Genomic DNA, 11,460 nt, shown 5'->3' on the forward strand with positions numbered 1-11,460 from the left:
CGCGCCGGACACCCAAGGATACAGATTGTCGTAGGGGCTGCACCATCGCCGGGGCCATTCAAACCCTTCAGGCTCCCGCCCCATCCTATCCGGTGCCTCCCCCACTGGCGCCGCATGACCCTCCCGCTGACCTCCCTTCCTCCCGCTCTCGCGTCCGATGACGTCGCGCTCGCCGCTGCCGGCGACCGCCGCGCCTTCGAACGCCTCTACCGGGCCAACGTCGACCGGATCTTCTCGGTCTGCGTGCGCATGGTGGGGGACCGGGCCAAGGCGGAGGACCTCACGCAGGACGCGTTCGTGAGGGCGTGGGAGAAGCTCGGGACCTTTCGCGGGGACTCGCAGTTCAGCACCTGGCTCCACCGCCTCGCGGTGAACGTGGTGCTCAACGACCGGGAATCCGAGGGGAGGCGGCGGGACCGGCACGACGAAGGGATCGAGGACATGGACACCATCTCCTACGGGGATGTGCGCCCGCTCCCGGTCCCGGGGCTCTCGCTCGATCTGGAGCAGGCCATCGCCGCGCTGCCGCCGGGCGCGAAGAAGGTGTTCGTGCTGCACGATGTCGAAGGCTACACCCACGAGGAGATCGCCGAGCAGTTCGGCATCACCTCCGGCGGTTCCAAGGCGCAGCTCCACCGCGCCCGGATGCTCTTGAGGAGGATGTTGACCCGATGACCGACCACGATCTCACCAACGATGCGCATCGCGAACGCTGCGCCGAGTGCACGGCCACCTGGGCCGAGCTCGAGGCGATCAGTGCCGACGCGCGCGCCCTGCCGACGCTGACGCCGAGCCGCGATCTCTGGGCCGGCATCGAAGCGCGTCTCGATGCGCCCTCCGCTGCGGCTGTGCCGGCCACACTCGGCGCGACCACAGCGGCGTCCCCGGCGCGGATCCGCGCCGGTCAGCGCTGGTTCGCCCAGTCGACTATGCGGTTCGCCGCGGCGGCGGGACTGCTCATGATGGTGACCGCCGGCGTCACGTGGCGCATCGCCACCGGCGAGCGCCAGCGCGACGACGCGAATGTCGCCGTCGGCGCGAGCGACTCGGCCGCCGCGGCCGCCGCGGCCGCCGCAACCGTCTCCGGCGACCCGATGCTCGTCCCCGTGGGGAATGCAGAGGCCTTCACCTCGATGGACCTCGAGATCCGGGCGCTGCAGACGCTGCTGGACGAGCGTCGCGCGCAACTCGAGCCGCAGACCATCGAGGTGCTCGAGCGGAGCATGACGCTCATCGACCAGGCCATCACCGAGAGCCGTGCGGCCCTCGCGAAGGACCCCGCCAGCCAGTTCCTCGCCGCGCAACTCGCGCGGTCGTACTCCACCAAGCTCACCCTGCTCCGCTCCACGGCAACGATGCCGGTGGGCACCTGAACCCGGACCGCACCATGTCTCGCATCCGACTCCTCTCCCGCGCCCTTCTCGGCGCCCTGCTCCTGCCGGTCGCGCTCCGAGCGCAGGTCGAACGGCAGCGCGTCGACACCACCTTCGCCTTCGAGCGCGGAGGGTTCGTCCACCTCGGCCTCGTCAGCGGCACCATCCGCGTCGTCACGGGCACGGGGAACGAGATCCGCATCCTCGCCACCATCGAGCGCGGGCGCCTCGAGACATCGCTCACGCGCAGCCGCGTCTCGATCGAGGCGCGCAGCGTCAACGGGCGCATGGGCGCCACGCGCTACGAGCTCACCGTCCCGGTCGGCACACGCGTCGACGCCAACGCCGTCTCTGGCGAGATCAGCATCCGCGGGACCGGCACCGAGGTGGAGGCGCACACGGTCAGCGGCGGCGTCCGGATCGAGGACGCGAGCGGCATCGTCGAGGTCGGCACCGTCTCCGGCGACATCGAGCTGCGCAAGATCGCGGGCCGGATCGAGATCAGCACCGTGAGCGGCGAGGTGGATGCGGACGACGCCGCCGGTGACCTCGAGGCCGAGTCGGTGAGCGGCACCATCGCCGTGCGCGGCGGGAAGCTGCGCGGCCTTCGCACCGAGTCCGTCTCCGGCGACCTCACGTACGAGGGCAGCTTCGACGCGACCGGCGACTATCGCTTCAACTCGCACTCGGGCGATGTGCGCATCGCCATCCCCGCCAACGGCGGCGCCTCGCTCGAGCTGGAGACCTGGAGCGGCAACATCTCGAGCGATTTCCCGCTCACCCTGCAGCCGGGGGAGATGACCGGCCGCAACCGTCGGATGCAGTTCAACGTGGGCCGGGGCGGCGCCCGCCTCTCGGCCGAGACCTTCAGCGGCGACATCGCCATCCGTCGCGCCTTGATGCGCGGCCCGGAGGAATGACCCCATGACCCGACCGATCCTCGCAGGTGCCCTGCTCGCCCTCGCCGCGCTCGGCGCCGACGCCCAGGAGTCGAAGGAATGGAAGTGGAGCGGCCAGCTCGGCAGCGGCCGCACCGTGTACCTGCGCAACGTGAACGGCGAGGTGACCTTCGAGCAGGGCACCGGCCGCACGGTGGAGGTCGTCGCCGAGAAGCGGTGGCGGCGCGGCGACCCGGATGACGTGCGCATCGAGGCGCGGCAGACCGGCGGTGGCAACGGCGACATCATCATCTGCGCGCTGTGGGGCGAGCGCTCCACCTGCGACGAGGATGGCTATCACGGCAACCGGGACGGCGAACGCAGCTGGGACCGCAACAACGACGTCTCGGTGCACTTCACCGTCCGCATCCCCGCCGACGCACGCGTCAACGCCTCCACCGTGAACGGCGGGATGACCGTCGACGGCACGAGCGGCGACATCGAGGCGAACACCGTCAACGGCAACGTCGAGGCGCGCTCGACCGCCGGACGCGTGGAGGCGAAGACGGTGAACGGCAGCATCACCGTGCGCACCACCGCCCGCAACACGAGCGACCTCGAGTACAGCACCGTCAACGGCTCGATCACCATCGAACTGGCCGAGGGGACGAACGCGAACGTGAACCTCTCGACGGTGAACGGGCGCATCCAGACCGACTTCCCGCTCACCCTCGACGGCCAGATCAATCCCCGCCGCATCCGCGCCAAGATCGGGACCGGTGGCCCGATGATCCGCGCCGGCACCGTCAACGGCAGCATCCGGCTGCGGAAGCCGTAGTCCGCGACGGCCCGCGCGGAAACCCCATCCTCGCGCGGGCCGTAGATTGGGGCATCCGCCACCGGAGCCTCGCATGAACCGTCGTCCGTTCGTCGCGTCCCGCCTGTCGTCGCTCGTCGTCGCCGCCCTCGTCGTCGCGGGGTGCGACGACGAGCCGAAGGGACCGTTGCAGGTCCGCCAGAATGCCCTCGTGTGGGAGGGTGTGGTCCCGGCCGGCCAGACGGTCACCATCCGCGACTTCGCCGGCGACATCGAGGTCCGGCCGAGCGCCGACGACACCGTCCGCGTGGTCGCGCGCCTCGAGTGGCGCGGCGGGGATCCCGACAAGTCGCTGCATCTCTCCGGCGCGACCGTCCCGACGGGCGCGCTCATCTGCGCGGTCTGGGGAGAGGGCAAGTGCACCGTCCAGGACTACTCGGCCAAGCTCGAGCTCGACGGCAACGACGCCAAGGTCTTCTTCACCGTCGATGTCCCCGCCGGGGTGCGCCTCGACCTGCAGAACATCTCCGGTGACATCGTCGCCGCCGCGACCGCGCCCGTCCAGGCCTCGACGATGAACGGTGACATCCGCGTCGTCACCGCCGTGGGCCCCGTGCAGGGCGAGACGCTCAACGGCAGCGTCGACATCCGCATGTCGTCGCTCGCGAACACCGACTCGATCTTCGCGAAGACGCTCAACGGCAACGCGTTCATCTACCTGCCGTCGCTCGACGATGCGGTCCTCGACCTCGGCGTCGCGAACGGGAGCGCGTCGAGCGCGTTCGCGCCGGCCGGCGTGAAGACGGAGGCGAAGAAGATCACCGGACGGATCGGCGCCGGGACGCGCGTGGTGCACGCGTTCTCGATCAACGGCGAGGTGGCGCTCCGGAAGCTGGGCGCGGACGGCACCGCCCCGTAGCGGATGCCGCGACGGCGAAGGCCCGGCCGATGGCCGGGCCTTCGCGCGCGATCACGGCACTGCGGCCGGCCGCAGCATCACGGCCTGTCCTCCGTATTGCCCCGCATACGTCCAGTTGAACGTGTGCGACCCGGCGACGCCGATGCGGACGTCGCCGTCCACCATGGCCGAGAAGGCACCGGTCGCCGTCGCCTGCCGTGATGTCGCCCCGACACCCGCGGCGAAGCCGCTGTTGGTGGAGAAGAGATGCGCCCACGGCAGCGAGCCCGCGGCGTTCGACGTCACCGTGAGCGAGGCCGATCCGGCGGACCCCGCGCTCGTCGTCGCGATGCCGAACGGCGCGACCTGGTCCACGCCCGCATAGCTCGCGCAGGCGACGGTCCAGTTCGCGCTCGCGGAGAGCGTCGCGATGAGGCGGCGCGTGCCGACCGTCGGGGCGACGAGCGAGTACGTCACCCAGTGGCGGCCGTCCGACGGCGCGTTGTAGTGCGTGCCGAGCGCCGCGAGCGCCTGCGCGCCGCCGCCGGCGCCGTCATCGAGCGCGATGCTCGTGGCCACGATCGGCGAGTCGAACGGTTCGACCGAGAGCACGCACATCAGCAGGCGGTTCGCGCCCGCGATGCTCACCGCGGGCAGCACGACGCTCGCACCGGTCCCGGTCGCCACCCCGTTCGCGACGCGGAATGCGACACCGGCGCCCGTGGCGGTGAAGGTGACCGGGCTGCCGGTCAGACCGGCGACGGTCGCGGTGAGCGTGTTCTCCCCGGGGGTGCCGCCGAGCGTCCAGCTCCCGACCGCGGCGACGCCGTCCCCCGAGGTCGTTGGCGTCGCGCCGGTGACGGCGCCGCCACCGCTCGCGACCGCGAAGGTCACGGTCACGCCGTTCACGCCGCGCCCGGAAGCATCGGTCACGCGCACCGACGGGAGCGTGGGCACTGCGGCGCCGGCGACGACCGCCTGCGCGTCCCCCGCGTTCAGCGTGATCTGCGTCGCCGGGCCGGGCGTCCCCGTCGCATCGCTGCAGGCACTCGCCCACAACACGAGACCCGCCAGCGCGGACCACGCCCCGATCCGCCGTCGCTCGTTCGATCGCTGCACCGACATCCATCCCCCTGAATGATGAGAGCCGCGCACCCTCAGCCGACGATCCGTTCCGCCAGCGCGAAGTCCAGTTCGGTGATACCCCCCGAATCGTGCGTCGAGAGGAGGACGATCACGCGGTTGAATCGGATATCCAGGTCCGGATGGTGTCCGAGCGACTCGGCCGGAATCACGAGGGTCTGGGCGAACGCGACCGCCTCGGGGAAGCCGGCGAAGGTGAAGACGCGCCGGAGGGCATTTCCCTGACGCTGCCATCCGGTCAGGGCGGAGAGTCGGCGCTGGATCTCGAGATCGGACAGGACGGGGACGTGGCCCATGGCGGCTCCGGTGTTCGGGGGGAGTGCACCGGGATCGGCTCCGGCGTGAAGTGGCGGGCCGTTCGGCTTACGTTCAAGCTTATGCAGCGTCCAACCCCCAGTCAGGTCCTCGAGCCCCACTCTTCGTGAACGCACAGGAATCGCTCTCGCTCCTCCGCCGCGGTCTCCTCGTGCTGTTGATGATCGGGGCCGCCGGCCTCATCGGCGAGCTCGTGCTGCTCGAGCACTACGAGGACACCCCGCAGTTCGTCCCCTTCGGGCTCCTCACGCTCACGCTCGTCGTCACCACGTGGCATTGGGTCTCCGGCTCGCGCACCAGCCTGCGCGCCCTGCAGGCCGTCATGCTGCTGCTCGTCGCCGCCGGCCCCATCGGCATGTTCCTCCATCTCCGCGGCAACTTCGAGATGGAACGCGAGTTCGACCCGAGCCTGCTCGGCCTCGACCTGTGGCTCGCGGTCATCCGCGGCGAGGCGCCGACACTCGCGCCCGGCACCCTCGTCCAGTTCGGACTCCTCGGCCTGCTCTACGCCTACAAGCACCCCGCCCTCTCCTCCAAGGACCCTTGAGATGCACACCTTCCGTTCCCGCGCGCGCCTCGCGCTCAGCGCCCTCGTCCTCTCCGCCGCGCCCCTCCTCGCGCAGGTGGGCAAGCCGGTCACGATCAAGGACGCGAACACCGCCGCCGAGGCCGACCTCGCGACGATGCCGCACGTCACGCCGGCGCTCGCGAAGGAACTCGTCGCCGCGCGCCCCTTCGCGAGCATGACCGCGTTCGACGCCTTCCTCGCCCCGAAGCTGACGAAGGAACAGCGCGCGGAACTCTATCCGAAGCTCTGGGTCCACATCGACCTCAACGGCGCCTCCCGCGAGGAGATCGCCCTCATCCCGGGCATGGGCCCGCGCATGATCCGCGAGTTCCTCGAGTACCGCCCCTACGCGAACATGGGCGTCTTCCGCCGCGAGATCGGCAAGTACGTGAACGCCGACGAGGTCGCGCGCCTCGAGCAGTACACCTTCGTCCCGATGGACCCGACGACCGCCAGCGACGAGGACCTCATGACGATCCCCTCGTTCGGCCCGCGCATGCTCCGCGAGTTCAAGGAGTACCGCCCCTGGACCGGCCCGGAACACTTCCGCCGCGAGATCGGCAAGTACGTGAACGCCAAGGAGGTCGGGCGGCTGGAGCGGTTCTTGAGGTTCTGAGACGGAGCGCAGAAGGTGGAAGGTGGAAAGTGGAAAGCAGAACACGGATGCAAATGACCGAAGCGGGGCGAGGCGCCAAGGCGCCCCGCCCCGCTTCCCGCACTACGTATCGCATCTCCCGCATCCCGCACCCCGCACCCCGCATCCCTCCCCTCGCATCACGGCCGAGAAGCCGGCGCCTCACACAGATACCGAAGCGCAACACCGGAGAAGTTCGAGTTGAAGACCGGCCCATACCCCGGCACCCGCGGCGTCCGCTTCTCGAAGACCGTCCCCTTCGCCTCATCATGCCAGATGATCGTCTCCTTCACCGCCACCTGCCGCTCCCGGCACCGGAACATCGCCACCGCGCGCGACCCCGTGATCGGCCCCTTCGGCGTCGCCTTCGGCGTCGCATAGACCACCCGCACCGTCGCCGACACCACCGAGTCCGTCCGCACGATCGTCGCCGGATTCACGTACACCTTGTTCCCATCCGACGTCGTCCCGATCTCCCGCCACCGCTGCGCCTCCGCGCGCGTCGAGACGAGAGCGAGCGACCACACCAGCGCGAGGGTCCGAAGCAGGTTCCGCATGGGCCGAGGGGAAGAGGGTCAGATCTCGATGAGCCGCACCACGCGATGCCCGCAGGTGCCGCACTTGCCGATGAGCGCGAGGTCCTTGCCGCGGATCTCACCCTCCAGGAGCTCGAAGTGCCGCGTGGTGAGACAGTGCGCGCAGAAGCCGCTGTCGAGCAGCTTGGCGCGTGTCGCCTCCGGGACCTGGTCCCAGATCGACTGGGCCTCCACCGTGAACGTCATCGCGCCTCCTGGATTGTGGGTGCTGCGCCCCGCCCTGCTACGATGCCTGCGCCGTGACCGCCGCGCCAGTGCGTCCCGGACGCGTCGTGCGCATGGCGAGCGCGCCGGCCGTGGCGAAGAGCACCGACGCGATGAGGAACGGCAGGCCGGGCAGGTGCCAGCGCGCACCATCGCGGATGGCCCACGCGAACGCCGCCGTGAAGAGCCCCGGTCCGAGCATCCCGGCGATCCCCATCAGGCTGCTGTTCGCGCCCTGCACCCGTCCCTGCTCCGACGGGCCCACGCGCTGCGAGATCAGGCCGAGGAGCGACGGGTTGAAGAACCCCGCCGGCGCGTAGCAGACCGCCCCCAGCCAGAACACCGGCACCGTGCCGGCGATGCCATAGAGGAAGAACCCGAGCGTGCCGAAGGTCGCGCCGATCGCGAGCGCGCGGCGCTCGCCCAGCCGCTTCACGAAGGGACGCACCAGTCCCCCCTGCACGATGACGTTCGCGACCCCCACGAGCGCGAGCGCGTAGCCGACCTGCTTGGCGTCCCACTGGAGCACGTGTCCCGCCCAGAGCACGAAGACGCTCGGGAAGACGGTGTGCCCCAGGCTGTACAGGAAGCTCGTCGTCGCGAGGCCGAGCAGCTCGGGGTGTCCCTTGAGCAGCTGCAGCGAGCCCACCGGGTTGGCGCGACCGAGGTCGAACGGCGCGCGCTTCTCCGGGGGGAGCGACTCCGGCAGCACGAAGAAGCCGTAGAGCGCGTTCACGATCGCGAGGGCCCCCGCGACGTAGAACGGGAGGCGCGGATCCTGGGCGCCGAGGAGTCCGCCCACCGCCGGCCCCACGATGAACCCGAATCCCCACGCCGCGCCCACCATCCCGAAGGCCCCGGCGCGCTTCTCCGGCGGGGTCACGTCCGCGATGTACGCCGTCGCGGTCGCGAACCCGGCCGCGGTCATCCCGCTCAGCACCCGGCCCACGAAGAGCCACAGCAGGCTCGGCGCGAGCGCCATGAGGAAATAGTCGAGGCCGAGGCCGAGGATGGACAGCAGCAGCACCGGCCGCCGACCGAAGCGATCCGACAGTGCGCCGAGGAGCGGCGAGCACACGAACTGCATCCCGGCCCAGGTGGTCCCGAAGATCCCGTACCACTCCGCGGCGCGCGCCGTGTCGCCACCGAGGAAGCCCTTGATGAGCTGCGGGAGCACCGGGATGACGATCCCGAAGGCCACGATGTCCAGCACCAGCGACACGAAGATGAAGGCGAGGGCGGCGCGGCGTGGCACGGCGGGTCGGTGCTGGGGTAACGTCTGGTGGTGGACGGCGTCCAATATGCAACCGGAACACGGAGCGTGAATGTCGGACCGGCACGAAGCGCACTCGCACACGACCTCGGCCGCGGCGCCTGACGCCTGCGGACATGACTGCGACCACGACACCGGCCGCCGCGGCTTCCTGCGCGACGGGCTCATGGCGGTGGCGGCGCTGACCGCGATCGCCGGCGGCGCGGCTCCCCTCCACGCGATGGCGCGCGACTACGCGTCCGGCCTCGCCGCGCTCGGGACCGTCACCTTCGCCGTCCCCGCCGCCGACGGCGCGACGATCGACCGCGCGAACAAGCTCATCCTCGTCCGGTATCGCGGCATGGTGCACGCGTTCGGCCTCGAGTGCCCGCACCGCGGCACCATGGTGCAGTGGGAGGCGGCGAACAACCGCTTCTACTGCCCCAAGCACAAGAGCACCTTCCAGCCGGAAGGCACGCGCATCCAGGGGAAGTCGCCGCGGAGCCTCGACCGCTACCCGGTCCGGCTCGAGGGCGGGAAGGTCGTGGTCGACACGACGACCGCGATCGACATCGAACGCGACGCGGCCGGCTGGGCCGCCGCCGGGGTGAAGGTCGCCTGAGCGGGAGGGGTCGCCGGCACGCGGTCAGTCCGCGGTGCCGGCGACCTCCTTCTCCACCGCCGTGCGCAGGATGCTCATGAAGTCCTGCGCATTGGTCACCACCCCCACTGCCTGGTGCGTGCCGCGGTCCTTGAGCTTGCTCACGAGGAACTCGCTCGCATCGACGCAGATCGTCGGCAGTTCGCGCAGCTCGCCGGTCGCATCCTCGTAGTACGCTGGGAGCATGTTCCCCACCGCGATCGAGTGGAGCGCCGTCGCGATCATCACCGCCATCGTCGCCTTGATCGTGTGCTGGCGCGTCGCGTTCTGCGCCTCGACGTTGTCGGTGAACACACCCGGCAGCGGACCGTCGTCGCGGATCGATCCGCCGAGGACGTAGGGCACCCCCTCCACCACGCAGGCGTGCATGATGCCGCCCGTGATGATCTCGTCGGCGACCGCGGCCTCGATCGACCCGGCGCGGCGGACGGCGTTGATCGCCCGCATGTGGGCCGCGTGCCCGCCCACCGTCGGGTCGCCCTCGCTCGTCATCCCCAGCGTCGTGCCGACGATGTTCGCCTCGATGTCGTGCACCGCGACCGCGTTCCCCGCGAGCAGCGCCTGCGCGTAGCCGTTGCGGATGAACCAGACGAGGTTGTCGCGCGCGCGCGAGTGGACGAGCGCGGGCCCCGTCACCCACAGCACGTAGCCGCCGCGGCGCTTCTCCTCGACCAGCATCCGCGCGATCTGTCGGTAGTCGATGGGCTTCTCGCGCGAGACCTGGCTGCTCATGAAGTGGAAGTCGCCGTGCGCCCCCGCCTCGCCCGCGAATCCCGACGCGTGCACCAGCACGCCCTCGCTCCCGTCCTCGGCGCTCCCCAACACGATCTCGTCACCGCGCTTCACGCGACGCCCCTCGCGCACACACCAGGTGCCGTCCGCGCCGCGGACGAGCACGCCGTCCATCCGCGGCTCGCGCGGCATCGTCCAGCGACCGTCCGCCCCCTTCACGTAGGTCGGGAGGTTGGTGGTCGCGAAGAAGCCATCGGGGAGCACGCCGTCGCGGTCGGCGACCTGGGTGCGCGCCGCGGGCGCGGCGACGAGGTCGGCGCGCGTGAGGTCGGGCGGGACGTAGCGGATCGTCTCGGGCATGGATGGTGCTCGGGGACGCGCGGTGGGCCGCGCGACCGGGGTCAGAGGATGCGGCGGCCGAGGGCGCTCAGGATCAGCTCGCAAGCGATCTCGGCGGTGCGGTTGCGCTCGTCGAGGACGGGATTCACCTCGACCATGTCGAGGCCGATGAGCTTGCCGCTGTCGGCGAGCATCTCCATCGCGAGGTGGGCCTCGCGATAGGTCATCCCGCCCGGGACCGCGGTGCCGACGCCGGGGGCCTCGTCGGGATCGATCACGTCCATGTCGAAGGAGACCCAGATGCCGCCGGTGTCGCGCGCCGCCACGGCGATCGCCTCCTCGAGCACGGCCCGGATGCCGCGCTCGTCGAGCGCGCGCATCGTGAACGCCGAGAGGTTCCACTTCTTGATGTGCGTGCGCTCCGCGGCGTCGAGGTCGCGCAGCCCGATGAGGGCGACATCGCTCGCCTGCAGCGCCGCGCGCTCGCCGGCGATGGTCGTCATCGCCTTGTCGCCGTGGCCGAGCAGGGCCGCGAGCGGCATGCCGTGCACGTTGCCCGATCGCGACGACGCGGGGGTGTTGAGGTCGCCGTGGGCATCGACCCAGAGCACGCCCAGGCGCTGTTCCTTGCGCGCGAGGTACGCGGCCGCCCCGGCGATGGAGCCGGCGGCGAGCGCATGGTCGCCGCCGAGCACGACGGGGAAGTCGCCCGCCTCGAGCGCGGTGCGCGTGCGCGACGCGATGTCGGTGCAGACGTCGGTGATCGCGCCGAGGTAGCGGGCGCCGCGCTGCGCCCCCTTCGCCGCGTCCTCGCGGAAGGGCACGCTCACGTTGCCGGTGTCGGCGACCTGGATGCCCAGCTTCTCGATGCGGTCGCGGAGGTCGGTGTAGCGGACGGCGGACGGGCCCATGTCCACGCCGCGGCGCGAGGCGCCGAGGTCCATGGGGACGCCGATGATGCGGACGGAGGTCATGGGCCTGACGCTAACCCGGCGCGGCGCGGTGGGAAGGGGCGCGCATGCTCATGCACCGGATGCAGGCCGTATGCGC

Annotated in this window: 15 protein-coding genes; 8 read left to right on the forward strand and 7 right to left on the reverse strand. The window is 70.9% G+C overall.

What is annotated here, in order from left to right; all coding sequences use genetic code 11:
* The first annotated feature begins 114 nt into the window (after positions 1-114).
* The 5 genes from IPJ78_14020 (at position 115) to IPJ78_14040 (ending at position 3,987) form a co-directional block, all read left to right on the forward strand.
* Positions 115-675, forward strand: coding sequence for an RNA polymerase sigma factor (locus tag IPJ78_14020; protein MBK7907662.1), 561 nt, complete (start codon positions 115-117; stop codon positions 673-675).
* Positions 672-1,373 (forward strand): hypothetical protein, encoded by a 702-nt coding sequence (locus IPJ78_14025; protein ID MBK7907663.1) that lies wholly within the window; start codon positions 672-674, stop codon positions 1,371-1,373. The genes IPJ78_14020 and IPJ78_14025 overlap by 4 nt, the downstream gene beginning before the upstream one ends.
* A 14-nt stretch (positions 1,374-1,387) precedes the next feature.
* The gene (locus IPJ78_14030; protein MBK7907664.1) at positions 1,388-2,293 is read left to right on the forward strand and encodes a DUF4097 family beta strand repeat protein; all 906 of its coding nucleotides are present in this window, start codon (positions 1,388-1,390) and stop codon (positions 2,291-2,293) included.
* A gap of 4 nt (positions 2,294-2,297) precedes the next feature.
* Entirely contained in the window at positions 2,298-3,089 is a 792-nt protein-coding gene (locus tag IPJ78_14035) for a DUF4097 family beta strand repeat protein (protein ID MBK7907665.1), read from the forward strand.
* Between the two features lie 73 nt (positions 3,090-3,162).
* Positions 3,163-3,987 (forward strand): hypothetical protein, encoded by an 825-nt coding sequence (locus IPJ78_14040; GenBank protein ID MBK7907666.1) that lies wholly within the window; start codon positions 3,163-3,165, stop codon positions 3,985-3,987.
* Positions 3,988-4,038: 51 nt separating this feature from the next.
* On the opposite strand, the gene IPJ78_14045 is transcribed toward IPJ78_14040, so the two are convergent.
* On the reverse strand, positions 4,039-5,091 hold the full coding sequence (locus tag IPJ78_14045; protein ID MBK7907667.1) for a hypothetical protein: 1,053 nt from the start codon (positions 5,089-5,091) through the stop codon (positions 4,039-4,041).
* A gap of 32 nt (positions 5,092-5,123) precedes the next feature.
* Positions 5,124-5,405 (reverse strand): 4a-hydroxytetrahydrobiopterin dehydratase, encoded by a 282-nt coding sequence (locus IPJ78_14050; protein MBK7907668.1) that lies wholly within the window; start codon positions 5,403-5,405, stop codon positions 5,124-5,126.
* 125 nt (positions 5,406-5,530) lie between these two features.
* On the opposite strand from IPJ78_14050, the gene IPJ78_14055 reads away from it, so the two are divergent.
* Both IPJ78_14055 and IPJ78_14060 read left to right on the forward strand, forming a co-directional pair.
* Complete coding sequence (locus IPJ78_14055) at positions 5,531-5,971, forward strand: hypothetical protein (protein MBK7907669.1); 441 nt, start codon at positions 5,531-5,533, stop codon at positions 5,969-5,971.
* A gap of 1 nt (position 5,972) precedes the next feature.
* Positions 5,973-6,608 carry a hypothetical protein gene (locus IPJ78_14060; protein ID MBK7907670.1) on the forward strand — a complete coding sequence of 212 codons (636 nt, stop codon included), beginning with the start codon at positions 5,973-5,975 and terminating at the stop codon, positions 6,606-6,608.
* Positions 6,609-6,766: 158 nt separating this feature from the next.
* Here the strand turns inward: IPJ78_14060 and IPJ78_14065 are convergent, their stop codons facing one another.
* From IPJ78_14065 to IPJ78_14075, 3 genes are read right to left on the reverse strand one after another with little or no spacing between them, the layout of a single operon-like run.
* The gene (locus IPJ78_14065; GenBank protein MBK7907671.1) at positions 6,767-7,183 is read right to left on the reverse strand and encodes a hypothetical protein; all 417 of its coding nucleotides are present in this window, start codon (positions 7,181-7,183) and stop codon (positions 6,767-6,769) included.
* A gap of 18 nt (positions 7,184-7,201) precedes the next feature.
* Positions 7,202-7,408 (reverse strand): hypothetical protein, encoded by a 207-nt coding sequence (locus tag IPJ78_14070; protein MBK7907672.1) that lies wholly within the window; start codon positions 7,406-7,408, stop codon positions 7,202-7,204.
* 37 nt (positions 7,409-7,445) lie between these two features.
* Positions 7,446-8,867, reverse strand: a complete 1,422-nt coding sequence (locus IPJ78_14075; protein MBK7907673.1) for a TCR/Tet family MFS transporter — start codon at positions 8,865-8,867, stop codon at positions 7,446-7,448.
* On the opposite strand from IPJ78_14075, the gene IPJ78_14080 reads away from it, so the two are divergent.
* On the forward strand, positions 8,866-9,300 hold the full coding sequence (locus IPJ78_14080) for a Rieske (2Fe-2S) protein (GenBank protein MBK7907674.1): 435 nt from the start codon (positions 8,866-8,868) through the stop codon (positions 9,298-9,300). The two genes, IPJ78_14075 and IPJ78_14080, sit on opposite strands and share 2 nt — an antisense overlap.
* A gap of 24 nt (positions 9,301-9,324) precedes the next feature.
* Here the strand turns inward: IPJ78_14080 and IPJ78_14085 are convergent, their stop codons facing one another.
* Together IPJ78_14085 and rocF are read right to left on the reverse strand one after the other, a co-directional pair.
* Complete coding sequence (locus IPJ78_14085) at positions 9,325-10,419, reverse strand: hypothetical protein (GenBank protein MBK7907675.1); 1,095 nt, start codon at positions 10,417-10,419, stop codon at positions 9,325-9,327.
* Between the two features lie 53 nt (positions 10,420-10,472).
* The gene (gene rocF / locus IPJ78_14090) at positions 10,473-11,384 is read right to left on the reverse strand and encodes an arginase (GenBank protein ID MBK7907676.1); all 912 of its coding nucleotides are present in this window, start codon (positions 11,382-11,384) and stop codon (positions 10,473-10,475) included.
* Positions 11,385-11,460: the final 76 nt, after the last annotated feature.

Source organism: Gemmatimonadota bacterium, assembly GCA_016714015.1.
GTDB lineage: Bacteria > Gemmatimonadota > Gemmatimonadetes > Gemmatimonadales > Gemmatimonadaceae > Pseudogemmatithrix.

Coding starts and splice junctions, on each gene's coding strand:
- IPJ78_14020 (MBK7907662.1), top strand. CDS start 115: ATGACCCTCCCGCTGACCTCCCTTCCTCCCGCTCTCGCGTCCGATGAC.
- IPJ78_14025 (MBK7907663.1), top strand. CDS start 672: ATGACCGACCACGATCTCACCAACGATGCGCATCGCGAACGCTGCGCC.
- IPJ78_14030 (MBK7907664.1), top strand. CDS start 1,388: ATGTCTCGCATCCGACTCCTCTCCCGCGCCCTTCTCGGCGCCCTGCTC.
- IPJ78_14035 (MBK7907665.1), top strand. CDS start 2,298: ATGACCCGACCGATCCTCGCAGGTGCCCTGCTCGCCCTCGCCGCGCTC.
- IPJ78_14040 (MBK7907666.1), top strand. CDS start 3,163: ATGAACCGTCGTCCGTTCGTCGCGTCCCGCCTGTCGTCGCTCGTCGTC.
- IPJ78_14045 (MBK7907667.1), bottom strand. CDS start 5,091: ATGTCGGTGCAGCGATCGAACGAGCGACGGCGGATCGGGGCGTGGTCC.
- IPJ78_14050 (MBK7907668.1), bottom strand. CDS start 5,405: ATGGGCCACGTCCCCGTCCTGTCCGATCTCGAGATCCAGCGCCGACTC.
- IPJ78_14060 (MBK7907670.1), top strand. CDS start 5,973: ATGCACACCTTCCGTTCCCGCGCGCGCCTCGCGCTCAGCGCCCTCGTC.
- IPJ78_14065 (MBK7907671.1), bottom strand. CDS start 7,183: ATGCGGAACCTGCTTCGGACCCTCGCGCTGGTGTGGTCGCTCGCTCTC.
- IPJ78_14070 (MBK7907672.1), bottom strand. CDS start 7,408: ATGACGTTCACGGTGGAGGCCCAGTCGATCTGGGACCAGGTCCCGGAG.
- IPJ78_14080 (MBK7907674.1), top strand. CDS start 8,866: ATGGCGGTGGCGGCGCTGACCGCGATCGCCGGCGGCGCGGCTCCCCTC.
- IPJ78_14075 (MBK7907673.1), bottom strand. CDS start 8,867: ATGAGCCCGTCGCGCAGGAAGCCGCGGCGGCCGGTGTCGTGGTCGCAG.
- rocF (MBK7907676.1), bottom strand. CDS start 11,384: ATGACCTCCGTCCGCATCATCGGCGTCCCCATGGACCTCGGCGCCTCG.